Annotated in this window: 23 protein-coding genes; 7 read left to right on the top strand and 16 right to left on the bottom strand. The window is 69.7% G+C overall.

Going from position 1 to position 25468, the window contains the following annotated elements; genetic code table 11:
• Nucleotides 1–75 precede the first annotated feature (75 nt).
• The 6 genes from MKP15_RS08670 to MKP15_RS08645 all read right to left on the bottom strand — a co-directional run bounded on the left by MKP15_RS08670 (nt 76) and on the right by MKP15_RS08645 (nt 8671).
• Nucleotides 76–2931: a TonB-dependent receptor gene (locus tag MKP15_RS08670; RefSeq protein ID WP_240212440.1), complete on the bottom strand. Its 2856-nt coding sequence runs from the start codon at nt 2929–2931 to the stop codon at nt 76–78.
• A 241-nt stretch (nt 2932–3172) separates the two neighbouring features.
• On the bottom strand, nt 3173–4654 hold the full coding sequence (locus MKP15_RS08665) for an ABC transporter permease (RefSeq protein ID WP_240212439.1): 1482 nt from the start codon (nt 4652–4654) through the stop codon (nt 3173–3175).
• A 10-nt stretch (nt 4655–4664) separates the two neighbouring features.
• On the bottom strand, nt 4665–5825 hold the full coding sequence (locus MKP15_RS08660) for an FtsX-like permease family protein (RefSeq protein WP_240212438.1): 1161 nt from the start codon (nt 5823–5825) through the stop codon (nt 4665–4667).
• A gap of 83 nt (nt 5826–5908) precedes the next feature.
• Nucleotides 5909–6595 carry an ABC transporter ATP-binding protein gene (locus MKP15_RS08655; RefSeq protein ID WP_104939792.1) on the bottom strand — a complete coding sequence of 229 codons (687 nt, stop codon included), beginning with the start codon at nt 6593–6595 and terminating at the stop codon, nt 5909–5911.
• A complete protein-coding gene (locus tag MKP15_RS08650; RefSeq protein WP_240212437.1) occupies nt 6592–6918 on the bottom strand; it encodes a hypothetical protein in 327 nt (108 codons plus the stop codon). Before MKP15_RS08650 ends, MKP15_RS08655 begins: the two co-directional genes overlap by 4 nt.
• 502 nt (nt 6919–7420) lie before the next feature.
• The gene (locus MKP15_RS08645) at nt 7421–8671 is read right to left on the bottom strand and encodes an efflux RND transporter periplasmic adaptor subunit (protein ID WP_240212436.1); all 1251 of its coding nucleotides are present in this window, start codon (nt 8669–8671) and stop codon (nt 7421–7423) included.
• A gap of 203 nt (nt 8672–8874) precedes the next feature.
• Here MKP15_RS08645 and MKP15_RS08640 point away from each other — a divergent pair, with 203 nt between their 5' ends.
• The 4 genes from MKP15_RS08640 to MKP15_RS08625 are packed head-to-tail and all read left to right on the top strand — an operon-like array spanning nt 8875 to nt 12412.
• The gene (locus MKP15_RS08640; RefSeq protein ID WP_240212435.1) at nt 8875–9801 is read left to right on the top strand and encodes an ABC transporter ATP-binding protein; all 927 of its coding nucleotides are present in this window, start codon (nt 8875–8877) and stop codon (nt 9799–9801) included.
• On the top strand, nt 9801–10586 hold the full coding sequence (locus MKP15_RS08635) for an ABC transporter permease (protein WP_240212434.1): 786 nt from the start codon (nt 9801–9803) through the stop codon (nt 10584–10586). Before MKP15_RS08640 ends, MKP15_RS08635 begins: the two co-directional genes overlap by 1 nt.
• Before the next feature lie 36 nt (nt 10587–10622).
• Nucleotides 10623–11813: a sensor histidine kinase gene (locus MKP15_RS08630; protein ID WP_240212433.1), complete on the top strand. Its 1191-nt coding sequence runs from the start codon at nt 10623–10625 to the stop codon at nt 11811–11813.
• Complete coding sequence (locus MKP15_RS08625) at nt 11810–12412, top strand: response regulator transcription factor (RefSeq protein ID WP_104939788.1); 603 nt, start codon at nt 11810–11812, stop codon at nt 12410–12412. The genes MKP15_RS08630 and MKP15_RS08625 overlap by 4 nt, the downstream gene beginning before the upstream one ends.
• 108 nt (nt 12413–12520) lie before the next feature.
• Here MKP15_RS08625 and MKP15_RS08620 read toward each other — a convergent pair whose 3' ends face one another.
• The 10 genes from MKP15_RS08620 to MKP15_RS08575 all read right to left on the bottom strand — a co-directional run bounded on the left by MKP15_RS08620 (nt 12521) and on the right by MKP15_RS08575 (nt 21100).
• Nucleotides 12521–13057, bottom strand: coding sequence for a cytochrome b (locus MKP15_RS08620; protein WP_240212432.1), 537 nt, complete (start codon nt 13055–13057; stop codon nt 12521–12523).
• Nucleotides 13054–14160: a catalase family peroxidase gene (locus MKP15_RS08615; protein ID WP_240212431.1), complete on the bottom strand. Its 1107-nt coding sequence runs from the start codon at nt 14158–14160 to the stop codon at nt 13054–13056. Before MKP15_RS08615 ends, MKP15_RS08620 begins: the two co-directional genes overlap by 4 nt.
• 141 nt (nt 14161–14301) lie before the next feature.
• Complete coding sequence (locus MKP15_RS08610) at nt 14302–15684, bottom strand: leucyl aminopeptidase family protein (protein WP_240212430.1); 1383 nt, start codon at nt 15682–15684, stop codon at nt 14302–14304.
• Between the two features lie 46 nt (nt 15685–15730).
• Nucleotides 15731–16390: a DUF1294 domain-containing protein gene (locus MKP15_RS08605; protein ID WP_240212429.1), complete on the bottom strand. Its 660-nt coding sequence runs from the start codon at nt 16388–16390 to the stop codon at nt 15731–15733.
• A gap of 4 nt (nt 16391–16394) precedes the next feature.
• A complete protein-coding gene (locus MKP15_RS08600) occupies nt 16395–17090 on the bottom strand; it encodes an HAD family hydrolase (protein WP_104939783.1) in 696 nt (231 codons plus the stop codon).
• 38 nt (nt 17091–17128) lie between these two features.
• Nucleotides 17129–18238, bottom strand: coding sequence for an AI-2E family transporter (locus MKP15_RS08595; RefSeq protein ID WP_240212428.1), 1110 nt, complete (start codon nt 18236–18238; stop codon nt 17129–17131).
• A gap of 47 nt (nt 18239–18285) precedes the next feature.
• Nucleotides 18286–18717: a protein sip-5 gene (locus MKP15_RS08590; protein WP_240212427.1), complete on the bottom strand. Its 432-nt coding sequence runs from the start codon at nt 18715–18717 to the stop codon at nt 18286–18288.
• Nucleotides 18714–19139 (bottom strand): hypothetical protein, encoded by a 426-nt coding sequence (locus MKP15_RS08585; protein WP_104940289.1) that lies wholly within the window; start codon nt 19137–19139, stop codon nt 18714–18716. The genes MKP15_RS08590 and MKP15_RS08585 overlap by 4 nt, the downstream gene beginning before the upstream one ends.
• A 79-nt stretch (nt 19140–19218) precedes the next feature.
• Nucleotides 19219–19578 (bottom strand): hypothetical protein, encoded by a 360-nt coding sequence (locus MKP15_RS08580; protein WP_104939780.1) that lies wholly within the window; start codon nt 19576–19578, stop codon nt 19219–19221.
• Between the two features lie 97 nt (nt 19579–19675).
• The gene (locus MKP15_RS08575; protein ID WP_240212426.1) at nt 19676–21100 is read right to left on the bottom strand and encodes a Do family serine endopeptidase; all 1425 of its coding nucleotides are present in this window, start codon (nt 21098–21100) and stop codon (nt 19676–19678) included.
• 461 nt (nt 21101–21561) lie between these two features.
• Here MKP15_RS08575 and MKP15_RS08570 point away from each other — a divergent pair, with 461 nt between their 5' ends.
• From MKP15_RS08570 to MKP15_RS08560, 3 genes are all read left to right on the top strand, one after another.
• Nucleotides 21562–23715, top strand: a complete 2154-nt coding sequence (locus MKP15_RS08570; protein WP_161614906.1) for an adenosylcobalamin-dependent ribonucleoside-diphosphate reductase — start codon at nt 21562–21564, stop codon at nt 23713–23715.
• Nucleotides 23716–23857: 142 nt separating this feature from the next.
• Nucleotides 23858–24544 (top strand): hypothetical protein, encoded by a 687-nt coding sequence (locus MKP15_RS08565; protein WP_104939777.1) that lies wholly within the window; start codon nt 23858–23860, stop codon nt 24542–24544.
• Between the two features lie 76 nt (nt 24545–24620).
• The gene (locus tag MKP15_RS08560; RefSeq protein ID WP_054667934.1) at nt 24621–25385 is read left to right on the top strand and encodes an NrdJb; all 765 of its coding nucleotides are present in this window, start codon (nt 24621–24623) and stop codon (nt 25383–25385) included.
• Nucleotides 25386–25468 lie beyond the last annotated feature (83 nt).

Here is a 25468-nt window from a genome sequence, read left to right as displayed (position 1 = left end):
GGCGGGCCGGGCGCCGGAAAAGGCAAAGGCACCTTGCGGTGCCTTTGCCGGTTGCAACGGGTCGGGATCCGGGGATCAGAAGCGCTGCTGGTACTTCATGTACATGAAGCGGCCGATGTCGAAGCCGCCGTAGTAGGTGAAGCTGCTGTTGGGCTGGCTGTACATCACCGGGCCGACGTGCTTGAAGACGTTGTTCACGCCCAGCGACACGGTGCCGTTCCACGGCAGGCTGTAGCGCACCTGCAGGTCATGGAAGGTGTTGGCGCCGACCTTGCGGCTGGGCTGCACGTCGGTGTACGCGGAACGGAAGTCGGGCAGGTTGCACTCCGGGCCGCCATCCAGATCGTACGAGCACTTCTCCTTCATGCCCGAGTAGTAGCGCGTGGTCCAGCCGATGCCCAGGTCGCCGTACTGCCAGTCGAGGCTGAGGTTGGAGCGCACGCGGAAGTTGCCGCCCCAGCCGGTGAATTCCTCGACCGGGGTGCTGTCCACGTTGTCGCTCTTGCGCGACAGGTAGTCGACGTAGGTGGTGTTCCAGCTGACCGCGAAGCGGCCGATGGCCAGTTCCGGCAGGCGGTAGCGCACGCCGAGGTCATAGCCGGCGGTTTCCTGGTAGCCGGCATTGTTGAGCGAGCGGTTCATGCCGCTGACCTGGCCCTTGTTGCTGCCGGAGGTGTAGCGGGTGAAGCGCGAGCATGCCGAGGCGATGCCCTGCACGTAGCACTGGTTGAGGATGTCGGTGGCCGACTCGCCGACGATGACGTTGTCGATGCGGATCTTCCACCAGTCCAGGCTCAGGTCCAGGCCGCTGACGAAGTCCGGGCTGTAGACCACGCCCACGGTCCAGGTCTTGGCGGTCTCGGGCTTCAGGTCCGGGTTGGAGCCGGAGGTGAAGTCGGTCACCGCCTGCACGCCGGAGGTGCTGGCCAGTTCGCCGTCGCCGGTCTTCTGGCGGAAGCCGGCGCCCAGGCCGGCGGCGGTGCAGCGCGCGGCCACTTCGGCATTGCGCGCGGCGGCGCCGAACGCGCGGTCGCACGGGTCGGTGATGCGGTCGCGGGTAGTCACCGTGCCGCCGTACAGGTCATCCACGGTGGGCGCGCGGAAGCCGGTGCCGTAGGTGGCGCGGACCAGCAGGTCGTCGACCGGCTTCCACTTCAGGCCGAACTTGCCGTTGGTGGTGCCGCCGAAGTTGTCGTAGTCCGAGTAGCGCCCGGCCACGTCCAGCGACAGCTCGCGCGCGAACGGCAGGTCGGCCAGCAGCGGCACCTGCAGTTCCAGGTAGACCTCGTCCAGCGTGTAGTCGCCACGGGTCGGCTGGCCGCTGGTGCCGGCGATCTCGCCGTTCTGCACCATCAGGTCCGGGGTGTAGCTGGCTTCCTCGCTGCGGTGCTCCACGCCCATCGCGGCCATGATGTCGCCGGCCGGCAGGCTGAACAGCGAGCCGGAGATGTTGGCGCTGACCACCTTGGTGGTGCTCTGGATGTCATCGACGAAGCTGCGGAACAGGTAGTCGCGCACGGCCGGGTCGCCGCTGAGCGAGCCGGGGCTGTTGCTGCCCATCGGCGCCAGCGGGTTCCACGGCACGCAGCCCTGGATCACGTTGTCCGGGGTGCCGCAGCGGGCCACGCCGTTGGCATCGATGAAGGAGGCGCCCACCGCCTTGTTGACGTTGGGCTGGTACATGCTCTGCAGCGTGCGGCGCTCGCCCTCGTTGCGGTTGAACATGTAGCCCACGTTCCAGTCCCAGAAGCGCGAACCGGTCTCGAAGCTGCCTTCCAGGCCGACGCTGGCGCGCTTGGTGGTCAGGCTGTTGTTGGTCGCGCGCGGGAACTCCTCGGTGCGGTGCGAGAACAGCACGTCCTTGCCCCAGTGGTTGAACGCACTGTCCTTGGACAGCATCGCGCGGGTGCCGCTGGCGGCCTGCGCCGAGGACACCGAGTACGGGTAGCCGGCCAGCTGCTTGACCGACTCGCGCTCGCTGTACAGCACGTCGGCGACCACGCGCAGGTCGTCGCTGATCTGGAAGCCGCCGTTGGCGAACGCCGAGCGGCGCTCCAGCCCGGACAGCAGGGTCATGTTGGTCTTGGTGTTGGCGTAGGCCGAACGGTCGAGCGGCTTGAAGTCCTCCACCTTGGACGGGTCGCCGCCGGGGCCGACGCTGAGCACCTTGCCATCGACCGTGACCGAACCCCAGGCGGTGGTGCCGTTGAGGCCGTCGGTGGGGTGGTAGGGGCCGTTCGGATAGGCGGTGAACTCGCGTGCGCCGCCCAGCACCGGGTCTTCCTTCACCTTCTCGGCGCCGATGGTGACCCAGCCGCGCGCGAAGGTCTTGCCCCAGGTGGCGCTGTAGGAACGCTTCTGGCCGTCGCCTTCGCCGTACTGGCCGACATAGGCATTGGCCTGGCCGCCGTCGAAGTTCTTGCGGGTGATGATGTTGACCACGCCGGCGATGGCGTCCGAGCCGTACAGCGCCGAGGCGCCGTCGGTCAGCACTTCAACGCGCTCGACGATCGCCGACGGGATCGAACCCACGTCGGAGTAGCCGCCGGCGCTCACGCCCATGCGGCGGCCGTCGACCAGCACCAGGCTGCGCTCCGGGCCGAGGTTGCGCAGGCTGACGAACATGCCGCCGTAATCGCGCGCCGAGGACAGCGCCGAGGCGCGGCTCAGCGCCGGCGCGCCGGCCGCGGTGACGTCCTGCAGGATGTCGGCGACGTTGACGTAGCCCTTCTTCTCGATCTCGGCGCGGCTCAGCGCGATGACCGGCTTGGCGGTCTCGACGCTGGCCTGGCGGATGCGCGAGCCGGTGATCTCGACGCGGTCCAGGGTGGTGGTGCCGTCATTGCCGGACTGCGCCAAGGCGGGGGCGCTGCATGCGGTGGCCAGGGCCAGCGCGATGGCGGAGCGAAGCGGGGTCGACTTCAGGTACATCGGTTTTCCTTTACTGACTACGAAAAAAAGGCGCCCGGGAAGGGCGCCCTGAACAGATGCGATCACCGTTGGGGGAGGGACGCGGCATCCGTGCCATGCAGCTGCGCTGCCCGCCGGGTTTCCAGCGGGCGCGCATCATGGACCAAACGGATCGATGCGTGAAGAGGCAAACTCCGCCATTGCCGGCCGATCGCCGTAGTCGCCAAAGGGGCGGCGCGCGCACGCGCCGCCACCGTGGCCGTCAGGTCTCGCGCAGCGCGGTGGTGATCGGCAGCCGCGCCGCGCGCAACGCCGGGAACAGGCCGCCGACCAGGCCGATGCCCAGTGCCCACTTCAGCCCGCTCCACAGCAGCTCGGGCGAGACGTGGAACTTGAACACCACCGCGCTGAAGTTGCTGCCGATGGTGGACACGCTGTAGCCGTTGAACACCAGCCACGCCACCGCGCAGCCGAGCAGGCCGCCGACCAGCGCCAGCAGCATGGTCTCGAGCATCACCGCGGTCACCACCGGCAGGCCGCGGAAGCCGATCGCGCGCATGGTGGCGATCTCGCGGGCACGGGTGGCCACGGCCGCGTACATGGTGTTGAGCGCGCCGAACACCGCGCCGATGGCCATGATCGCGCCGATCACCTTGCCGAGGATGCTGATCAGCGTGTTCAAACCGCCGCCCTGCTTGCGGTAGTAGGCGCGGGTGGTCTCCACGTCCAGCTTCAGCCGCGGGTCGGCCGCCACCGCCGCCTTGAACTGCTCGAAGCCGGGCTTGCCCTCGGTACGCACGCTGATCGACTGGTAGGCGCCACGCTGGTAGGTGGTGGCCAGGGTCTGCACGTCGGTCCACAGCTCCGAATCGTGCGCGTCGCCGGAGGCGAAAACGCCCACCACCGTCCACGCCTGGTTGCCCAGGGTGAGGGTCTTGCCCACTTCCATGTCACGGAACTGGCCCTGCGCGCCCTCGCCGACCACGATCTCGCGCAGGCCCGGCTTGAACGGGCGGCCCTTTACGATCCTGACCTTGTCGTGCACCGCCCAGCCCATGTCGCCGACGCCGCGGAACTGTGCGTTGACGTCGGTGCCGTCGGCACGCGAGACCAGGTTGACCACCTGCGACAGCTCGGCCGACAGCAGCGGCCGCCCCTGCGCGTCGCGCGCCACCCCCGGCAGCGTGCCCAGCAGCGGCACCTGGTCACGGGTGATGACCGAGTTGGTCTCGGCCTGCGAGCCGCCGCGCAGCACGATGGCGGTGGTGTCATCGCCCGTGCTGTTGAGCGTGGCCTGGAAGCCTTCGCCCATCGCCAGCATCGCCACCAGCACCCCGACCACGCCGGCGATGCCGACCACGATCACCGACGACGCGCCCCAGCGCTGCGGCAGGCTGGAAATGCCGATGCGGGTGGCGGCCAGCGCCAGCCGCCCGCTGCGGGTGAGCGGCAGCCACAATGCGATGGCGACCGCCACGGCCAGCACGCCGACCCAGGGGAGGGCGATCCAGATGCCCAGGCCGATGGCGAGCAGAACGATGGTGAGCAGATTCCATGCCCAGCTCCATGTCTGTCGCCGTGGCTGCGCCGGTCGCACTGGTTTTGGTCCGCGCCACCATTGCAGGGCGCCGTGGATGCCACCGGTGATCAGTGCCAGTCCGAACAGCGAGAACGGACGAGCGGTGAAGCTCACCAGTGCGATGCCCAGCAGTAGTGCCAGAAAGATCGAGAGTTTCTTGATCATGTCGTTCTCCTCAGCGCCCGGCCAGTGCGTCGACGATCTTCAGCCGCTTGGCGCGCAGCGCCGGCAGCACGCCCACCACCAGGCCGATCAGCACGATCAGCCCCAGACCCATGAACCAGGTCTGCAGTGGTACCTGCGGCGGCAGCATGCCCATGGTCTTGGGGGCCATCAGCGGCAGTGCCAGCGCCGCCAGGCTAAGGCCGAGGGCGCCGCCCAGGCCGACCAGCAGCACCGATTCGACCATCACCAGCATCAGCACGGTGCCGTCCTTGAAGCCCAGCGTCTTGAGCGTGGCCAGCTCCGGGATGCGCTCGCGCACCGCCTGCGCCATGGTGTTGCCGGTCAACAGCAGCAGGGTGAAGAACACCGCGCCCATGATCGAGGTGACGATCATGCCGATGTCGGCGAACTGCTTGATGAAGGCCTGCTGGAACGCCGACTCGGTCTGGCTCTTGGTCTCGTGGTCGGAATTGGCCGAGATCGCGTCGATCGCCTGGGCCACGCGCGAGGCGTGGTCGGCATTGTCCAGCGTGACCGTGTACCAGCTCACCTGGTTCTTGATGTAGTCGTTGGATTCGTCGAAGTACTTCCAGTTCATCATCAACTGGCGCTCGTCGTTGGCGGCGGTGGCGGTGTTCTTCGAGTGGAACACGCCCACCAGCTGCAACGGCCAGTCGTTGCTGCCGCCACGCGGGAAGATCGTGGCCTGCAGCGGGATGGTGTCGCCGATCTTCCAGCCGAACTGGTTGGCCAGCGTCGCGCCGACGATGGCACCGGTGCGGGTGTTGTGGAACGCGTCCAGCTGCTCCTTCGGGATCTCGAACTCGCGGTAGACGTCGAAATAGTTGGGCGCCACCGAGAAGTTGGGGAAGAAGTTCTTCGGGTCCTGGTAGATGCCGCCGAACCACATGCCGTAAGTGACGTCGTGCACGCCCTGTACCTGGCGGATCTGCGATTCCAGGCGGATCGGCAACGACTGGGTGATCGACAGCCGCGAGGCGACGACCAGGCGGTTGGCGCCGGCCACGCTGCTGCCGCCGCTGCTGAACGCCACGCGGACCGAATCGAGCATGCCGAACAGCAGGAATGCGGTGACCACCGACAGCAGCGTGAACAGGGTGCGGGTGCGGCTGCGGAACAGCTGCGCCCAGATCAGCGAGAAGTACTTCATGGCCTGCCCTCCTGCGCGCCGTGGCGCGGGCGGCGGTGCGCCGAAGCGCGGCGATCGTGTCGAATGTTCATGGCCGGGCTCCTTCAGTGCACCGGGGCGTCGACCAGCTCGCCCTTGTCCAGATGCACGGTGTGGGTGGCGTACTCGGCCGCCTTCGGGTCATGGGTGACCATGATGATGGTCTTGCCGTGCTCGCGGTTGAGCAGCTGCAGCAGGCCCAGCACCTCCTCGGCACTCTGCCGGTCGAGGTCGCCGGTGGGCTCGTCGCAGATCAGGAACATCGGGTCGGAGACGATGGCGCGGGCGATGGCCACGCGCTGCTGCTGGCCGCCGGACAGCTCGTTGGGGCGATGGTCGCGGCGGTCGGCCAGGCCGACCAGGGCCAGCGCGATCTGTGCGCGGCGCCTGCGTTCGCCGGCCGACAGGTTGGTCAGCAGCAGCGGCAGCTCCACGTTCTTCTGCGCGGTGAGCATCGGCATCAGGTTGTAGAACTGGAACACGAAGCCGACGTGGTGGCTGCGCCAGGTCGAAAGCTGGCCGGCGCCGAGCTGGTCGATGCGCTGGCCTTCGATGGCGATCTCGCCGCCGCTGGGCGTATCCAGTCCGCCGATCAGGTTGAGCAGGGTGGTCTTGCCCGAACCGGACGGACCCATCAGCGCGACGAAGTCGCCGCGGTCAATGTCCAGGTCGATGCCGTGCAGCACCTGCACCTTCTCGGGGCCGCGCTGGTAGGTCTTGGTGATGTTGCGGAGGGTGACGAGGGCGGTCATGGGTGGTCCTCTGCGGTGGTGCGGTGGGTGGCGCTGCCGCGCCGTTCTGCTTTTTCTCCCGCGTGGGCGGGAGCGGTGAATGGGGCGATGCTTCGGCGGTTGCGGTTGCGGTTGCGGTTGCTTTTGCAGTTTTCTTTTGACTTCTTCAGGCCGTAGAGCGGGCCGTCCCCCTGGCCCGCGAGGAGCGCAGGGAACCGGCGGGCGCAGCCCGGCGGGCCCCAAAGGAGGAGCGAAAGCTCCTGATCCTGCTTGAGCCGTTGCTTGGGGCTTTGCTTTGGAAAGAAACAACAACCCAAGCGAGAGCTTGAAAGCAGGGCTGTCACTCCTGCTTCGCAGGAGCGAGTCACTTCTCTTTGCTCGTGCAAAGAGAAGTAACCAAGAGAAAGCACGCCCTGCCTACGCGCCCGACGCGCTACGCGCGCCGGGTCCACTCCGACGGCGGGATTTTTCGACGAGACATCCCTGTCTCGTCGAAAAACGACGTGCATCCATGCACGTCGCCCTTCGGGTTTTTCCCGCCGGCTCCGTCGCTGCGGAAGGGGGGGCGGAAATCAAAAGCGGGAGCAGAGTCACGAGCAACAGCAACAGCAACAGCAACAGCAACAGCAACAGCAACAGCAACAGCAATAGCAACCGCGGAGATCAGTTTTCAGGCCCCTCGCCCTCCGGGGGAGAAGGCGCGGGCTGCGTGCCACTGGCGCGTGTGCCCTGGAGCGGGGCTTGCGGTGAGGGGCGATGGAGCCCGGATGGATCAGCCATCCCCGGCGCCGTGCGTCCTCATCCGCCATCCGGGCACCTTCTCCCCCCGGGGAGAAGGGCACCCGGTCATTGCGCCGCGTCGCTGGCCAGTGCCACCTTGTCGCCGTCCTTCAGTGTCGGCGGCGGGTTCACCACCACCGTCTGTCCCGCCGACAGGCCCGACAGCACCTGCCGGTCCTTGCCCATTTCCATGCCGGTCTTCAGCGCCTGCGCCTGCACCGTGTCGTCGCCGCCGACCACGAACGCCACCGTGTCCTGCCCGCGCTGCACGATCGCCGTCGCCGGCACGCGCACGCCCTCGGGCTTCTTCTCGCCGGCGGCCGCCGGCTTTTCCAGGAAGCTCACCCGCACGCCCATCTCCGGCACGATGCGCGGGTCCTTCACCTTCAGCGCCACGCGCACCTTGACCGTGGCCTTGCCGCGGTCGGCGGTGGGGATGATGGCGATCACTTCGGCCGGAATCTTCCAGTCCGGGTAGGCGTTCAGCACGGCTTCGACCGGCATCTTCGGCTGCACGCGACCGATGTAGGCCTCGCCCACCTCGACTTCGATCTCCAGCGAATCCATGTCGACGATGGTGCCGATGCCGGTGCGGGTGAAGCCGCCGCCGGCCGACAGCGGCGAGACGATTTCGCCCGGCTGCGCGGCCTTGGCGGTGACCACGCCGGCGAACGGCGCGCGCACCACATTGTTGTCCACGCCCAGGTCGGCGATGGCCAGCGCGTCGCGGGCGACGGTGGCGTTGTGGCGGGCGGTGGCCAGCTGCGCGCGCAGGCTGTCGCGCTGGGCCACGGACTGGTCGTACTGCGAGCGCGACACCAGCTGCCGGCCGACCAGCTGCTGCAGGCGCTGGGCGTCGGCCTCGGCCTGGCGCAACTGCGCCTGCAGGCCGTCGACCTGGCTGCGCGCGGCGTCGAGCTGGGCGGCGTTGAGCGCGCGCTGCGCGTTGGCGTCGATCGGGTCGAGGGTGGCCATGACCTGGCCCTCCTCCACGCGCATGCCTTCCTCGATCATCACCTCGCGCACCTTGCCGGTGATCTTGGCCGACACGGTGGCCATGCGCCGCGCCACCACGTAGCCGCTGGCGTCGAGCACCGATGCACTGGCGCTGTCCTGGCCGATGGCGACCACCGCTGCGGTCTCCACCACCACCGGCTTGCCACGGCTGAAGAAAATGCCGGCGACGACCGCGAGCACCAGCAGCGCCAGCAGCCCCAGCACCCACCACAGCCAGCGGCGCGGGGCGGCGGGGCCGGTCGGCGGCGGCGCCGAGCGGTCGATGCGGAGTTCCTTGAGCAGGTCGGCGGAGGTGTTCATCGGTACCGGAACGGGAGGCGGGAAGAAGTGACGGAAGGTAACCCAAACCGGCGCTGGCGGGCGGCCGGTGGCGGGGACCGATTCTAGGTGGCGCGCTTCCACCGCGCAGGTGACGGGTGTCACCCGCCTGGCCTGACCGCCGCCACTGCGCGCCGGCGGCGCGGCTGGATACCGTGGCGCCATCGATCAGCGGAGGTGGGTGGATGGACGCGAGGGGGCAAGTACTGGCGAGCCTGCGCGGGGTGCGCAAGCGCTATGGCGCGCTGCAGGCGCTGGATGGCGTGGACCTGGACCTGCATGCCGGGCAGGTGCTGGCCTTGCTTGGGCCCAACGGCGCCGGCAAGACCACCACCATCGGCCTGCTGCTGGGCCTGCTGCGCGCCGACGCCGGCCAGGTGCGCCTGTTCGGGCGGGACCCGCAGCAGATGGGGTCACGTCGCGGCATCGGCGTGATGCTGCAGGACGCGGCGCTGCCGCCGACGCTGAAGGTCGGCGAGCTGCTGCGGCTGACTGCCAGCTACTACCCGGCGCCGCGGCCGCTGGCCGAGAGCGCGGCAATGGCCGGGATCGAGGATCTGCTCGGGCGGCCCTACGGCAAGCTGTCCGGCGGCCAGCAGCGGCGCGTGCAGTTCGCCATCGCGTTGTGCGGGCGCCCGCGGCTGCTGTTCCTGGACGAGCCCACGGTGGGCCTGGACCTGCCGGCGCGGCAGCGGCTGTGGGCCGCCGTGCGCACGCTGGCCGGCGAAGGCGTGGGCGTGGTGTTGACCACGCATTATCTGGAGGAGGCCGGGCACCTGGCCGACCGCGTCTGCGTGCTCATGCGCGGGCGTATCGTCAGCGACGGCAGCGTCGACGCGCTGCGCGCCCGGGTACAGACCCGCCGTATCCGCTGCCGGTCCACGCTCGCGGCCAGCGCCGTGGCCGGCTGGCCCGGCGTACGCCAGGTCGATCACGATGGCACCTGGCTGCAGGTCTCCAGCGACCAGGTGGAAACCGTGGTGCGGCGCCTGCTCGAGGCCGATCCGGCACTGGCCGGCCTGGAAGTACAGGCCGCCGGCCTGGACGAGGCGTTCTGCGACCTGACCCGCGACGACCGCGTCGCCTGCTCCGTTCTGCGCGAGGCCGCCTGATGGACACCGTGCCTGCCTGTTCCGCCACCCAGCCGCCGATGCCGCGCGGCCGCGTGGTTGCCGCCTACCTGCAGGAGACGCGCGCCGAATGCCTGCGTTACCTGCGCAGCCCGTCGTTCCTGCTGCCGACGCTGCTGTTCCCGGCGGTGTTCTTCGTGATGTTCGCGGTGGTGCTGGGCGGCCGCGGCGCGGCCGAGGTGCCGCGCTTCCTGCTGGCGTCGTATTCCACTTTCGGGGTGATGGCGCCGGGCCTGTTCGGCTTCGGCATGTCGCTGGCGCTGGAGCGCGACAACGGCCTGCTCACCCTCAAGCGCGCGCTGCCGATGCCGCCGGCCGCCTACCTGCTCGGCAAGACCGCGATGGCCATGCTGATGGCGGCGCTGATCACCTGCCTGCTGCAGGCGCTGGGGCTGACCCTGGCGCACGTGCAGCTGCAGGCGGCGCAGATGCTGCGGCTGGCGCTGGTCTGCATCCTCGGCGCGGTGCCGTTCTGCGCGCTGGGGCTGTTGCTGGGCACCCTGGTCAAGGGCCAGGGCGCGCCGGCCATGGTCAACCTGCTGTACCTGCCCATGGCGTTCCTGTCCGGGTTGTGGTTCCCGTTGCAGATGCTGCCGCCGCTGCTGCGCGCGCAGGCGCCGCTGTGGCCCAGCTACCACCTCAACGCGCTGGCGCAGTCGGCGCTGGGCCTGGGCACCGGCGCCGCCGGACCGCACGTGCTGTGGCTGGCCGGGTTCACCGCCGTGGTCCTGGCGCTGGCCGTGCACCGCCTGCGCCGCCATGGCTGATGGCATCATCGACGCCTGCGCGACAGGAACCGCCTCGTGAACCACCGCCATATCCCCGCCTGGCTGACGCCCGCCCCCGATTCGGTGGTGGCCGACAACCTCAAGCTCGGCAAATGGCCGTGGATCGACGCGGTGCACCTGCTGTGGACGGTGTGGGTGTTCCTCACGCCGATGTTCGGCGCCGGCTTCACCCTGCGCTGGGTGCTGATCACGCTGTGGTCGTACCCGCTGTTCCTGGTGCTGTTCGTGATGACCCTGGTGGCGTCGCGGCGCAACGCACCGCTGTTCGCGCTGGCGATGATCGTGCTGTCCATGGCGCTGCTGCGCAGCTATCCGTCGGGCATGAACTACTTCGTGTTCGGCTGCGTGATGCTGCGCTCCAACCGCTGCATCAGCGTGCGCCGCTACCTGCTGGAGCTGGCGCTGCTCAACACCGGCTTCGTCGCGCTGGCCGCGTGGATCGGTTACCCGTGGCAGGTCGTCGCGTGGATCCCGGCCTTGACCGTGATCATCGGCCTGATCGTCAACGTCGAGCGCGCCAGCAGCGAGAAGGACGCCGCGCTGCGGCTGTCGCACGAGGAGGTGCGCCGGCTGGCGGCCACCGCCGAGCGCGAGCGCATCGGCCGCGACCTGCACGACCTGCTCGGGCACACGCTGTCGCTGATCACGCTGAAAATGGAGCTGTCGCGCAAGCTGTTCGAGCGCGACCCGGCGCGTTCGCGGCGTGAGCTGGCCGAGGCCGAGCAGATCGCGCGCGACGCGCTGGCGCAGGTGCGCAGCGCCGTCACCGGCTTCCGCGCCGCCGACATGGCCGCCGAGCTGGCCTCGGCGCACCTGCTGCTGGAGTCCTCGCGGGTGCACCTGCGGCACACACCCCCACCGCCCATGCCGGCCTGGATCGAATGCGGGCTGGCCATGGTGCTGCGCGAAGCGGTCACCAACATCGCCCGCCACGCGCAGGCCAGCGAGGCGCTGATCGCGCTGCGGGTGGAGGACGGGGCGGTGGTGCTGGAGGTGGCCGATGACGGCCGCGGCGGCGTATCCGCCAACGGCAACGGCCTGGCCGGCATGCGCGAACGGGTGGCGGCACTGGGCGGCAGCCTGCGCATCGACTCGCCGCGCGGCGGCGGCACGCGGCTGGCGGTAACCGTGCCGCTCGGCGAACCGGGCGCCGCCCCCGGCACCGCGCCCGAGGCACCCACACCGGCAATGGAGGCGCGCGCATGATCCGCATCCTGCTGGCCGAAGACCAGGCCATGGTGCGCGGCGCCTTGTCGGCGCTGCTGAACCTGGAACTGGACATCGAGGTGGTGGGCACCGCGGCCGACGGCGAGGCGGCGTGGCGCGAGCTGCAGCGGCTGGCCCCGGACGTGCTGGTCACCGATATCGAGATGCCGGGGCTGACCGGGCTGGAGCTGGCCCAGCGGGTGCAGCGCCATGGGCTGGCGGCGAAAGTGGTGATCGTCACCACCTTCGCCCGCGGCGGCTTCCTGCGCCGCGCCCTGGACGCCGGGGTGCAGGGCTACTTGCTGAAGGACGCGCCGGCGGAAAAGCTGGCCGAGGCCCTGCGCCAGGTGCACCGCGGCGGCCGCGCCATCGATCCGCAACTGGCGGTGGAAGCCTGGTCCGAGGCCGACCCGCTCAACGACCGCGAGCGCCAGGTGCTGCGGCTGGCGGGCGAGGGCCGCTCGGCCAACGAGATCGCCGAACAGCTCGGGCTGTCGCACGGCACCGTGCGCAACTACCTGTCCGACTGCATCGGCAAGCTGGGCGTGGCCAATCGCATCGAGGCGCACCGGCTGGCACGGCAGAAGGGTTGGCTGTAGTCGGGATCCGCCGCCACCGGTCGCCAGGTGGCGATACCTGAGGCGACGGCAGCGCGAGGCTTGCGGCGGCGCCGCGCGGTGTGGGCGCCCACGCCGCGCGGTGGAACCTCAGTCCCTGCCGCGGGCCATCGCCTGGAACACGCCGTCGCGCCGCACCCACAGGTGGAACAGCGCCGCGCCGACGTGCGCCAGCACCGTGGCGAACAGCGCATAGGCCAGCACGCCGTGGGCAGCGCGCAGCGCCGCGTACAGCGCCGGCGTATGCGGCACGATCGCCGGCAGGTGCACGCCGCCCCACAGCACGATGGGATAACCGCCGGCCGACAGCATGGCCCAGCCGATCAGCGGCATCGCCAGCATCAGCGCGTACAGCACCGCGTGCGAGGCCCTGGCCGCCAGTGCCTGCCATGGCGGCAGGTCCGCCGGCAGCGGTGGCGGGCGGTGGCGCAGCCGGTTGTACAGGCGCAGCAGCGCCAGCACGCCGATGGCGATGCCCAGCGGGCGGTGCAGGTCGATCAGCAGCGGCCGCAGGTGCAGCGAAGCGACCATGCTCACGCCGATGAACAGCATGGCCACGATCATCAGCGCCATGGACCAGTGCAACACCCGCGCCAGCAGGTTGAAATGGCCGTTGCCGGTGCTCATCGCGTGGCCTCCCGCGGCTGCGCCGGGGCGCCGGCGGCGCGTTCGCGCTCGCGGCGGTTGAACGACTGCGAATAGATCGCCGAGCGTGCCGCCAGCACCGGGTCATCGCTGCCGCGCATGCCGGTGGGCAGGATCAGCGGGTCGAAGTTCAGTTCGCCGCAGGCGCCCTGTTCCTGCGACTGCATGCGCTCCAGGCTGAGCACGCCGGCCATCACTTCCGGACGCGACGCCGGCCACGGCACCGAGGGATCGTCGACCGCATCGCCGGGGCCGGCGAGGCTGACCACCAGGTTCCAGCGCAGCGGACCGGCGGCCAGCCGGCGCTGCAGGTCCTGGCTGAGGAAATCCGCGTCCGCGTGCCTGCGCGCCTGTGGGTCGAGCTCGACCACCGGCGCCTGCGGCTGCCAGCGCCAGCGCACGGCACGCGCCTGGCCCTGCGCATTGGTGAACCAGAAGCTGTTGATGCCGTTGAACGTGGTGTTGGCCCAGCTGTCGGTCCACGGCGCGGTCCGCGCCCACTGCTGGAACGCCTGCGCGCTGGGGTATTTCGCCAGCACCGCGGCCATTTTCGCCGGGTCGGGCTTGCCGGTGGCCGGATCCGGCACCTGCGCGCGGGTCTGTTCGTAGAACGCCTCGGGCGTGGGCACCGCGAAGAACGGGAAACTGTTCATCGCCATCCGCCATTCCTGGCCATCGTCGCTGGCCAGGCGCAGGGCGATGCTGCGCACCCGCGCATTGCCGTCGGCGCCATGCGGATCGCCGCCGCCGATCGACAGCCGGCCGAGCACCGGCACCCGCGGCTGCGTGAACACGCGTGCCCGCGACAGCGACGGCGCCTGCGCGCTGGGTTCGAACCAGCCGCTCACGCACACGCCCTTGCTGTGCGCGCGGCGGAAGCCGGGATGGGCCGCGCCGGTCGCCTCGATGGTGTCGGTGAAACGCTGCGCGGTCAGCCGTTCGCGGCCGATCCAGCCGGCCAGCCAGGCAAAGGCCAGCGCGGCGGCACCCAGGATCAGCGCGATCAGCGCGATCCAGGGCAAGGCGGTGTGGCGGCCGGGCGCCTGTGGATCCTGGCCTGCAGGGGGAGGAGGGAGCAGTGGCATGTCGCGGTCCTGCCTGGGTCGAGCATGGGAAGGGCCCGCACATCGTCGCAGAACCGGGCAGCCGGAAAAATTCAATTTTTCGTCAGATATTCCCCGCCCCGGGCAGCGCCGGCCGGACCGCTCCGGCCGGCAGTGCCGGCATCAGCCGTAGCGGGCCTTGAGCATCGCCCACGCCGAGCGCAGCGCCAGCGCCTCGCCGCCGGCCGGGCGCCCCGGGCGGTCGCTGTCGTTCCAGGCGTAGACGTCCAGGTGCGCCCACGCGCGGCCCTCGTCGACGAAGCGCTCCAGGTACAGCGCCGCGGTGACGCTGCCGGCCATGCGCGAGCCGGCGTTGGCCATGTCGGCGATGCCACTGTTGAGGTAGCGCTGGTACGGCCGCCACAACGGCATGCGCCACACCGGGTCGCGGGTCTGCTCGCCGGCCTCCAGCCACTGCCGGGCGAGCGTGTCGTCGTTGGCGAACAGCGCCGGCAGGTCCGGGCCCAGGGCGATGCGCGCGGCACCGGTCAGGGTGGCGAAATCGATGATCGCGTCGGGCTGCATCTCGCTGGCGTAGGCCAGTGCGTCGCACAGGATCAGGCGGCCCTCGGCGTCGGTGTTGTCGATCTCCACGGTGATGCCCTTGCGCGTGGTGATCACTTCGCCCGGGCGGAACGCGTCGGGGCCGACCGCGTTCTCCACCGCCGGCACCACCAGGGTCAGCCGCACCGGCAGCTTCTGTGCCATCACCAGCCCGGCCAGCGCCAGCGCATGCGCGGCGCCGCCCATGTCCTTCTTCATGTTGCGCATGCCGTCGGCCGGCTTCAGGTCCAGCCCGCCGGTGTCGAAGCACACGCCCTTGCCGACCAGCGCCAGGTGCGGGGCGGTGTCCTGGCCCCAGCGCAGCACGATCAGCCGCGGCGCGCGGTGCGAGGCGCGGCCGACCGCGTGGATGGTGGGGAAATTCATCTCCAGCAGTTCGTCGCCGGCGATCACTTCCAGCGTGCCGCCGTGGGCGTCGGCCAGCGCGCGCGCGGCGTCTTCCAGGTGCTGCGGGCCCATGTCCTCGGTCGGGGTGTTGACCCAGTCGCGCACGCGCAGGCACGCGGCAAGCACGTCCTGTACCTCCGCTGACGGCGTGGCCAGCAGTTGTGCCGGTTGCCGTGCCGGCTTGCGGTAGCGGGCAAAGCGGTAGCTGCCCAGGCCCCAGCCCAGGTGCAGGTTGGAAAGCCCGGCGGCATCGAGCGCGCTGGCAAGCTGCCAGCGGCTGCCGGCCGGCAGTGCGAACGGGCCGTGCGCGTAGGCATGGGCATCGGCGCGGTCGCCGACGCCCAGCACCGCGCCGGCCAGCCCGTCGTTGCCGGGCAGCAACGCCACGCTGCCCGGCGCGGCGGTGAACTGCTGGCTCTTCAGCCACGCCTGCGTGGCCGCCGGCTGGGCGTCCAGCCACGCAGCGAACGACGCCTTGTCGAGTACGTGCAGCGGCAGGGCGTTGTTGGCATCGGAGGTGAAACCAATGGATGGCGAAGCAGACATGGGGGTCATTCCTGGTAATGGGGGGCGGTGGCGCGCGATGGCCGGCCGCCCGTTGTCATGATGCCGTTCCGATACGTGGAAGCAGCCAGTAGAGGGCGGCGCAGTTCAGCACCGCGCTGGTCCAGAAGCCGAGCTGGAAGCCGATCTTGCGGGTCTTGTGGCGGAATGCCTGCTGCGCCAGCAGGCCGCCCGGCCAGCCGCACAGCAGGTCGAAGGCGTGCAGGGTGCTTTCGCGCGTGCGCCATTGGCCGTTACCGGCGGCGTTCTTGTCCCGGGCATAGGCGAAGAACGACACCGTGCCCATCGCCACATAGGCCAGCGTCACCGGCAGCGGCCAGAGCCGCAGCGCGCCGCCGGCGGCCAGCGCGATGAGCGCACAGGCAAGAATGCAACGCTGCACGGCGTCGATCGGCGCGGCCGCGCCACGCCGCTGGCGGGCGGTGGTCTTCGCCGCCACGCGCCGCTGCGCCCGGGTACGCATCCCAGCGGCATTGACCAGCGTGACGTCCACCGCGTTCAAACGGCCGCGCGCATCACGCTCGCAGTCGTAGCGGATGAGGTCGCCATCGGCGGGGCGGCGGCCGGCCCCTGCAATCGCCTTGATGTGGACGAAGGCGCGCGCCGCGTCGCCGGCACCGGCCTGCGATTGCAGCGGGCGCACGAACCCATGGCCCTTGCCGTCGTTCCAGTGCTCGATGCGGCCCAGTTGCGACATGGCCTCACTCCTGCGCGTCCAGCCAGTCGGCCAGCCCGGTGAGGGTGTCGAACTGCAGGTCCGGCTGCAGGCCGGCGTGGGTCCAGGGGTGCGATTCGCGGTTGATCCAACAGCCGCGCAGGCCCGCGCGGATGGCCCCGGCCACGTCCATTTCGGCGTGGTCGCCCACGTGCAGGACATGGGTGCGCTCGACACCCAGCCGGGCGCAGGCGGCGTGGAAGATGCCCGGGTCCGGCTTGGCCGCGCCGAATTCGCGCGAGCCCAGCTGGAACGCGAACAGGTCGCCGATGCCGATGCGCTGCAGGTCGGCGTTGCCATTGCTGACCGCGGCCACCGGCACGCGCGCGGCGATGCGCCGCAGCGCGTCCAGCGCGTCGGGATAGAACTCCACCTGGTTGCGTGCGGCGTAGAACGCCTCGTAGGCCGGTTCCAGCAGCGCCAGGCCGGCACCGCTCTTTTCCAGCGCTTCGGCCAGGGTGAGGCGGCGCAGCGCGCTCAGGTCGTAGTGCAGGTGCGGGTTGTCGTCGAAGGTGCGCACGCGCAGTTCGCGCATGGCCTCCACCGGGTACATCGCCGCCGTGGCCGGGCTGTGGACGCGCATCCAGTCGTGCAGCACCTGGTCGATGCGGGCACCGATGGGTGCGAACGGCCAGAGCGTGTCGTCCAGGTCGAGGGTGATGGCTAGGACAGGAAAGTTCACCGGGCCATTTTACGGCAGCGCGGCACGCGGCGCCTTGCCTATTCCAGCAGGCGCGCCCAGCCGTGCATGCCGTCCAGCCGCGCCAGTACCAGCTTGGCGCAGACCAGCAGCGGTACCGCCAGCAACAGGCCGACGATGCCCCACAGCCAGCCGAACAGCATCAGCGCCAGGACCAGCATCAACGGCGAGATCGCCATGCGCCGGCCGAGCACGATCGGGGTGACTAGCTGTCCCTCCAGCGTATGCAGCGCCAGGTAGGCCAGCGCCGGCGCCGCGACGGCCAGCGGCTCGCGGAACTGGGTCAGGCCGACCAGCAGCATCAGCGCGATGCCGATCAGCGGGCCCACGTAGGGTGCGAAATTCAGCAGCATCGCCACCGTGCCCCACAGCAGCGCCTCGGGCGCGGCGATGCCCAGCAGCACCAGCACCCCGGCCAGGGCCAGCCCGACCAGGGCATTGATGATGGTGATGGTCAGCACATAGCGCGAGATCTCGCGTTCCATCGCGCGCAGGATGTCGGTGGTGAAACGCTTCTGCTGGCGGTTGGGCAGCAGCGCGATCACGTGCCGCTGCAGGGTTTCGCCGTAGATCATGAAGAACAGGGTCAGCAGCACCACCGCCAGTGCCGAAGCGGCCAGCCGCGGCGTGCGCACCAGTACCTTGTACGGGTCGTCGAGCCGGGTGCGGATCACTTCCACCTTGCGGTTGTCCTCGCCGCCGGCGGCCCGGGCGAAGCTCTCGGCGGCCTGGTTGGCCTGCTGCACCGGCCGCACCAGGTCGCGGACCTTGCGCGACACCTCGCGCAGCTGCTGCGGCGTCTCGGCGAACCAGTCGGCGGCCGGCCCGGCCAGTTGCACCGCCAGCGCGCCGGCACTGGCCAGGCCCAGCACCAGCACCAGCAGCGCGGCCAGGAAGCGCGGCAGGCGCAGTTTCTGCAGCAGGCGGATGATCGGGTTGCCGACCAGGGCGAAGAACATCGCCAGCAGCACCGGCAGGACCACGTCCTGCGCGGCCCACAGGGTCGCGCCGACCGCCAGCGTGGCCAGCACCAGTAGGGCGGTGGAGGCGCGCGGGCGCGGCGCCGGCGCGGCCGGTTCGGTGGTGGCGGCGGTGTCGGGCGCAGCGGTGTCGGACGGCAGTGCGGACATCGGGCGGCACTCCGGTGCGGAAGGGGCGTGGCCGGCGGCCACGCGGCTCAGGATTCTGACAGTTCGGTGGCGGCGGCTGCTGCCTGCGGCGGCGTGCCCGCGGTCGCGGGCGTCGCCCCTGCTGCCGGCGTGGGCGGGTCCGCCTGCGGGGCGTCGTCGCCGGCCGCTTCCGCGGTCGCCGCGGCGGCCGCGGCCAGCCCGGCCTCCTGCAGCGTGGCGATCGAGGCCTGCGCCGAGGCGACCAACCCGGATACCGAGCCGATCATCTGCAGCCAGCGCGCGCCGCTGAAGGCGCCGCCGGGTTCCAGCCTGCCGGCGACAAAGCCACCGGCGAGCCCGGCGATGAGGATGCGGCCCGGCGTCCAGCTGCGGCGCCAGGCCGCTTCCAGCGTGTGCCATTGCCGCACGGTCTCGTCCATGCGTACCTGCACGACGGCTTCGGCGCGGCGCACGCGGCGCTGCAGGGCATCGAAGTTCATGGCGTCCGGTCCCCGGGGATCTCGACGTCGGCGTCGGGGTCGTCCTCGGCCGGTTCATCGAACAGGCCCAGTCGCGACAGCTGCCGGCGGGTGGCATGCATGCCGGTGTGGTGGAAGAAGTAGCTGACCCGCCAGATCGCATAGCCGGTGACCGCCAGGCTGGCCAGCGAAGTGACCAGCAGCGACACGAACCAGGACAGGCCCAGCGCGTGCAGCAGGGCGATCAGCGTGGCCGCCAGCAGCAGCCACGCCGAGGCGCCGAACACGATGGCCACGCCGCTCCAGGCCAGGCCACGGCCGAAGGCGCTGCGGGCCAGCGCGAAATCAGCCGAGGCCAGCCGCCGCAGCGAGCGCAGCGTGTGGGTCGCCGCATCCAGCGTCTGCCGGCCGGCGCTGCCGACCTCGCGGATGCTCTCCTCCAGCCCGGGCGCTGCCTTGCCGGCCTCGTCGTTGCCGTTTCCGGTGGCGCCCGATGGTGGCGCGTTGTCGCCCACGCCCGCGTCAGTCGTTGCTGCGGGCGAGCTTGGCGATGATCCAGCCGGCGGCGAACGCCACGCCGAACGAGGCCAGCGGGCGCTCGCGGATCAGGTCGGCGGCGCTGTCGATCAGGTCCTTGCCCTTGTCCATCAGCGCGTCCATCTGTTCCTTGGCGGCGGCGCCCGACAGTTCGGCCGCGGCCAGCCCGGACAGGGCGCTGTCGGACAGCTCGGCCTTCACGTTGGCCTTGCCCAGGCGCAGTTCGTCACCGGCCAGGCCGGCCGCGTCCTTGACCGCCGTGCCGGCGGCGCGCGCGGCCGATTTCAGGTGCGATCCGGCGTCGCCCAGGTGGTCCTTCATGGTGTCGGTGTTCGTGGGGCTCATTGTTTCGTCTCCTTCGGTTCGGGGGGACGCCAGCGGGGCGGCGCAGGGAAAGCAATACCAGCGGCCGGGTGTAAGGAACGTTACGAGCGCCGGCCGATCAGCGCATCAGCAGTTGTCCCTGGGTGGTGCCGCGCACGATGCGCAGCACCAGCTGCGGCGGGCGCGGGCTGAAACTGGCGCGCCAGCTGGCCAGGTCGACGAACTCGCCGCTGCTCGCGGCCAGCACGATATCGCCGCTGGCCAGGCCGGACTGCGCGGCGCGGCTGCCACGCGCCACCTCACTGACCAGGACGCCGTTGAGGCCGGACTGGCGCGCGGACTCGGGCAGGTCGACGAACGTGGCGCCGGACAGGCGCGGGTCCAGCGTATCACCGGTCACCGCGCGCGGCTGTTCCTTGAGCGTGGCCTTGAGCTGCAGCGGCTTGCCGTCGCGGCGCACGTCGAGCTCGACGACGCGGCCGACCGGCTGCAGGCCCTCGAAGTTGTGCAGTGCCTGGGCGTTGTCCACGCGCTGGCCGTTGATCGCGGTGACCACGTCGCCGGCGCGCAGCCCGGCCGCCGCCGCGGCCGAGCCGGCCAGCACGCGGGTGACCAGCGCGCCGCGCGCTTCGGCCAGGCCCAGCCCCTGCGCGATCTGCGGGCTCAGGTTCTGGGTTTCCACGCCCAGCGTGCCGCGCACCACCACGCCCTTGGTGATCAGCTGCTCGACCACGTCGCGGGCGAGGTTGGAGGGAATGGCCAGGCCCAGGCCGATGTTGCCGGCCATGCTGCCCTGCGGGTTGAAGCTGGCGGTGTTGATGCCGACCAGTTGCCCGGCCAGGTTGACCAGCGCGCCGCCGGAGTTGCCCGGGTTGATCGAGGCGTCGGTCTGGATGAAATTCTGGTAGCCCAGCCCGCGGATGCCGCTGCGGCCCACCGCCGAGACGATGCCCGAGGTCACCGTCTGGCTGAAGCCGAACGGGTTGCCGATGGCCACCACGAAATCGCCGGTGCGCAGCTGGTCGCTGTCGCCCAGCGGCAGCGCGGTGAGCTTTTCAGCGGGAATGCGGATCAGCGCGATGTCGGTGTCGCGGTCCGACCCGAGGAATTCGGCCTTGACCGTGCGCCCGTCGGCCAGCGTCACCTGCACATCGTCGGCGTTCTCGATCACGTGGTGGTTGGTCAGCACGTAGCCCCTGGCCGCGTCGATGATCACCCCCGAGCCCAGCGACTCGTTGATGCGCTCCTGCGGTACCTGCGGGAACAGGCGGCGGAAGAACGGGTCGTCGAAGAACGGGTTGCGCACCCGCACCACCTGCTTGGTGTTGACGCTGACCACGGCCGGCATCACCCGTTCCAGCATCGGTGCCAGCGACGGCACCGGCTGGCCGGCGACCGCCGCCGGCAGCGCCGCGGTGGCGGGCAGCATGGCGCCGGTGGAGGCCTGGGCGCGGTTGTCCAGGTGGGCGTTGATGGCACTGGCGGTGAAGCCGCCGAAGGCGGCGGCCAGGGCAAGCGTGAGCAGGGTCGGGAGCGGTCGCATAAGGGCCGGGGTTCCATGCGGGGACGCCGCGCGGGGCGTCCGGGTGGGGCGGGAGTGGCTGAATGGAGTGTGGCGGCAGCGACCTAAATCGACAATGAAACATTCCGCGCCACCGCAATCGCAGGGGGCGCAAGCCCTGCGCGGATTGCAAGATGCCGGGGGCAGATTTTTCGTTTGACATCACCCAAGCGGTGGGTAAGCTTGGCATCGCCATCAGCCACTAGATGTTGGGTTGATGTGAAATGCGTCCCCAAGAAGTAGGGTTGAGGCCCGGGGTGCAGGCACCCCATAGGAAGGCGTGCAATGACGACGGAAGCGATGCAGACCTCCGGCCCTCGCCGGACCAATCCCCGCCCGCCCGCAGGCGCGTGACCACGCGCCGGCATCGTCGTCGTTGCAGCCCCGCCCGACCGGGGAAACGGTAAACGCACCGCAAGGTGCACAAGGAGAGTTCCACCATCATGAGCACGGTGCGTCTGGAAGTGGTCAGCAACCCAACCCGATCGGACCTTATCCCCCTGCAGCCCGCCTCGCAGGACATCTGGGACAAGAAGTACCGCCTCAAGACCAAGGCCGGGCAGGCGCTGGATGCCGATATCGACGGCACCTACCAGCGCGTGGCCCGCGCCCTGGCCGACGCCGAAGGCAGCGACGACAAGCGCGCCTACTGGTACGAGCGTTTCGTCTGGGCGCTGCGCCGCGGCGCGATCCCGGCCGGCCGCATCACCTCCAACGCCGGCGCGCAGGAACACAAGCCGGCCACCAGCACCATCAACTGCACCGTGTCGGGCACCATCACCGACTCGATGGATGGCATCCTGGAGAAGGTCCACGAGGCCGGCCTGACCCTGAAGGCCGGCTGCGGCATCGGCTACGAGTTCAGCACCCTGCGCCCGCGCGGCGCATTCGTGGCCGGCGCCGGCGCCTACACCTCCGGGCCGATGTCCTTCATGGATATCTACGACAAGATGTGCTTCACCGTGTCCTCGGCCGGTGGCCGCCGCGGCGCGCAGATGGGCACCTTCGACGTGTCGCACCCGGACGTGAAGGACTTCATCCGCGCCAAGCGCGAGGACGGCCGCCTGCGCCAGTTCAACCTGTCGCTGCTGATCACCGACGGCTTCATGGAGGCGGTGGACAAGGACGCCGACTGGCCGCTGGTGTTCCCGATCAACACCAAGGAGCAGGCCGAGCTGGATCCGGCCAGCGGCGAGGAAGTGGTCTGGCGCGAATGGCCGACCCATGAGAACTACATCGTCCGCGACGACGGCCTGGTGGCCTGCAAGGTGTACGGCCATATCCGTGCCCGCCACCTGTGGGACATGATCATGGTCTCGACGTACGACTACGCCGAGCCGGGTTTCATCCTGATCGACCGCGTCAACGAAATGAACAACAACTGGTGGTGCGAGAGCATCCGCGCCACCAACCCCTGCGGCGAGCAGCCGCTGCCGCCGTACGGCGCCTGCCTGCTGGGCTCGGTCAACCTGACCAAGTTCGTGCGCGACCCGTTCACCGACAAGGCCTCGTTCGACTGGGACGAGTACAAGGAAGTGGTGCGCGTGTTCACCCGCATGCTCGACAACGTGGTCGAGGTCAACGGCCTGCCGCTGGAACAGCAGCGCAACGAAATCATGCGCAAGCGCCGCCACGGCATGGGCTTCCTCGGCCTGGGCAGCACCCTGACCATGCTGCGCATGAAGTACGGTTCGCCGGAGTCGTGCGAGTTCACCGAAGCCATTGCCCGCGACATGGCCGTGGCCGGCTGGGAAACCGGCCTGGAACTGGCCCGCGAGAAGGGCCCGGCGCCGATCATGGAGGAGACCTTCGAGGTCACCGCGGCGATGCTGCGGCAGCGTCCGGAGATGCGCAAGGACGGCTGGAAGGTCGGCCAGAAGATCCAGGGCAAGGTGCTGCACGCGCGCTACAGCCGCTACATGCAGCGCATCGCCTCGGTCGCCCCGGAGCTGGTCGACGAACTGGCCGAGACCGGCGCGCGCTTCACCCACCACAGCTCCATCGCGCCGACCGGCACCATCAGCCTGTCGCTGGCCAACAACGCCTCCAATGGCATCGAGCCCTCGTTCGCGCACCACTACAGCCGCAACGTGATCCGCGAAGGCAAGAAGACCAAGGAGAAGGTGGACGTGTTCTCCTTCGAGCTGCTGGCCTACCGCGAACTGGTCAACCCCCGGGCGATGCCGTTCGCCGAGGACGCCGATTCGCGCCTGCCGGACTACTTCATCGCCGCCGACGACATCTCGCCGAAGGAACACGTGGACGTGCAGGCGGCCGCGCAGAAGTGGGTGGACAGCTCGATCTCCAAGACCGCCAACGTGCCGACGGACTACCCGTACGAGCAGTTCAAGGACATCTACCGCTACGCCCACCAGCAGGGCCTGAAGGGCTGCACCACGTTCCGCTTCAACCCGGCCGCCTTCCAGGGCGTGCTGGTCAAGGAGGCGGACCTGGAGAACACCACCTACCGCTTCGAACTGGAAGACGGCCAGGTGGTCGAGGTCAAGGGCAACGAGCAGATCGAGTACGACGGCGAGATGCACACCGCCGCCAATCTGTTCGACGCCCTCAAGGAAGGCTACTACGGCAAGTTCTGAGGTCGCCTTCGCACGCCGTCCCGCCGCCGCGCGGGACGGCGACGGTGGCCGCCACCACCGGGTTGTCGCCTGTGTTCCATGCCCCACCCGCTTCATTCCGCATCGCCAACGTGACCGATCCAATGCCCTTAAGGAGGGCTTTATGAGCAATGGCAATGGTGTGACGGCGACCGTGTCCCAGGTTGCCGAGAACGTGAAGGAAACCGCAGCCAACCTCGGCGACGCCATGGCCGCCACCGCCGGCGATGCCGTTGCCGCGGTCAAGACCCGCGCACGCAAGGTCGAGGCCGGCGCCACCCGGCAGGTCGCCAAGGTGAAGAAGGCGGTCAAGAAGGCCGAGAAGGTCGTCGCCAAGAAGGCCGCCGCGGCGAAGAAGGAGGTCGGCAAGACCGTTTCCAGCGTGCGCCGCAAGCTGGAGGCCGCCAAGGCTAATGCCAAGGCCGAGGCCGCGGCCCTGAAGAAGAAGGGTGCCGGCAAGCAGGCCGCCGCCAAGAAGGCCGTCGCCGCCGCCGAGAAGAAGGTGGCGAAGAAGGTCGCCTCGGCCAGGAAGACGGTGAAGGCCGCGGAGAAGAAAGTGGCCAAGGCCGTGGCCAAGAAGACCGCCGCGGTGAAGAAGGCGGTGGACAAGGCCGGCAGCAAGGTCGCCAAGAAAGTCGCCACCCGCACCGCCGCCACCCGTAAGGCGGTGAAGAAGGTCGAGAAGACGGTGGCCAGGAAGACCGCTTCCGCAAAGAAGACCGTGGCCAAGAAGGCGGCTTCGGCGAAGAAGACGGTGGCCAGGAAGACCACCGCGGTGAAGAAGGCGGCGAAGAAGGCCGCCCGCAAGTAAGCCGCACCCGCGCCCCCGCCCGCCGCGGGCGGGGGCGCCGCAACCCGCACCACAACGCATAACCAGGACCCGCACCATGGCCGTCAAGATCGACAAGAAAATCAAGGGTTATTCCGTCATCACCCCGGACGACAAGGCCCGGGAAGCGACGGCCAAGGCTCCGGTCGCACAGGCGCAGGACGATGCCCAGGACAGCAACATCGTGCACATGCACGAGCGCATCGAGCGCCCCGACGTGCTGATCGGCAGCACCTACAAGATCAAGTCGCCGCTGGTGGAACACGCATTCTACGTGACCATCAACGACATCGTGCTCAACGCCGGCACCGAGCACGAACTGCGCCGTCCGTTCGAGATCTTCATCAACTCCAAGTCGATGGAGCATTTCCAGTGGATCGTGGCGCTGACCCGCATCATGTCGGCGGTGTTCCGCAAGGGCGGCGACGTCACCTTCATCGTCGACGAGATGAAGGCCGTGTTCGACCCCAAGGGCGGCTATTTCAAGGCCGGCGGCGTGTACATGCCGTCGCTGGTCGCCGAGCTGGGCTCCATCGTCGAAGACCACATGAAGTCGATCGGCCTGCTGCACGATCCGGAAATGAGCGCCCACCAGCGCGCGCTGATCGCCGAGAAGCGCAAGCAGTTCGAGGACCGCTCAAAAAAAAACACTGACGCCGTAGTCGCCGCCCCCGCCGGGCGCGATGAGGACGTCCAGGTCACCGGCGAGGGCACCAGCTTCCCGCCCAGCGCCACCATGTGCCACAAGTGCAGCACCAAGGCGCTTGTGGTGATGGACGGGTGCGCCACCTGCCTGAACTGCGGCTACAGCAAGTGCGGCTGACCGGTGGCAACGCCGGATGAGACCGGGGCCGGTGTGCGCGAGCACCCGGCCCTTGTCTTTTCCGCCGGCGGGGAGCAGCCGAC

This window comes from Stenotrophomonas sp. Y6 (assembly GCF_022436665.1).
Classification (GTDB): domain Bacteria; phylum Pseudomonadota; class Gammaproteobacteria; order Xanthomonadales; family Xanthomonadaceae; genus Stenotrophomonas; species Stenotrophomonas acidaminiphila_A.
Note: the sequence above shows the minus strand (reverse complement) of the source record. Positions and strands in the feature narration are given on the sequence as shown.

Coding starts and splice junctions, on each gene's coding strand:
- MKP15_RS08620 (WP_240212432.1), bottom strand. CDS start 13,057: ATGAGCACCGGCAACGGCCATTTCAACCTGCTGGCGCGGGTGTTGCAC.
- MKP15_RS08615 (WP_240212431.1), bottom strand. CDS start 14,160: ATGCCACTGCTCCCTCCTCCCCCTGCAGGCCAGGATCCACAGGCGCCC.
- MKP15_RS08665 (WP_240212439.1), bottom strand. CDS start 4,654: ATGATCAAGAAACTCTCGATCTTTCTGGCACTACTGCTGGGCATCGCA.
- MKP15_RS08635 (WP_240212434.1), top strand. CDS start 9,801: ATGGACACCGTGCCTGCCTGTTCCGCCACCCAGCCGCCGATGCCGCGC.
- MKP15_RS08590 (WP_240212427.1), bottom strand. CDS start 18,717: ATGAACTTCGATGCCCTGCAGCGCCGCGTGCGCCGCGCCGAAGCCGTC.
- MKP15_RS08625 (WP_104939788.1), top strand. CDS start 11,810: ATGATCCGCATCCTGCTGGCCGAAGACCAGGCCATGGTGCGCGGCGCC.
- MKP15_RS08580 (WP_104939780.1), bottom strand. CDS start 19,578: ATGAGCCCCACGAACACCGACACCATGAAGGACCACCTGGGCGACGCC.
- MKP15_RS08610 (WP_240212430.1), bottom strand. CDS start 15,684: ATGACCCCCATGTCTGCTTCGCCATCCATTGGTTTCACCTCCGATGCC.
- MKP15_RS08575 (WP_240212426.1), bottom strand. CDS start 21,100: ATGCGACCGCTCCCGACCCTGCTCACGCTTGCCCTGGCCGCCGCCTTC.
- MKP15_RS08660 (WP_240212438.1), bottom strand. CDS start 5,825: ATGAAGTACTTCTCGCTGATCTGGGCGCAGCTGTTCCGCAGCCGCACC.
- MKP15_RS08670 (WP_240212440.1), bottom strand. CDS start 2,931: ATGTACCTGAAGTCGACCCCGCTTCGCTCCGCCATCGCGCTGGCCCTG.
- MKP15_RS08560 (WP_054667934.1), top strand. CDS start 24,621: ATGGCCGTCAAGATCGACAAGAAAATCAAGGGTTATTCCGTCATCACC.
- MKP15_RS08640 (WP_240212435.1), top strand. CDS start 8,875: ATGGACGCGAGGGGGCAAGTACTGGCGAGCCTGCGCGGGGTGCGCAAG.
- MKP15_RS08645 (WP_240212436.1), bottom strand. CDS start 8,671: ATGAACACCTCCGCCGACCTGCTCAAGGAACTCCGCATCGACCGCTCG.
- MKP15_RS08605 (WP_240212429.1), bottom strand. CDS start 16,390: ATGTCGCAACTGGGCCGCATCGAGCACTGGAACGACGGCAAGGGCCAT.
- MKP15_RS08595 (WP_240212428.1), bottom strand. CDS start 18,238: ATGTCCGCACTGCCGTCCGACACCGCTGCGCCCGACACCGCCGCCACC.
- MKP15_RS08565 (WP_104939777.1), top strand. CDS start 23,858: ATGAGCAATGGCAATGGTGTGACGGCGACCGTGTCCCAGGTTGCCGAG.
- MKP15_RS08655 (WP_104939792.1), bottom strand. CDS start 6,595: ATGACCGCCCTCGTCACCCTCCGCAACATCACCAAGACCTACCAGCGC.
- MKP15_RS08570 (WP_161614906.1), top strand. CDS start 21,562: ATGAGCACGGTGCGTCTGGAAGTGGTCAGCAACCCAACCCGATCGGAC.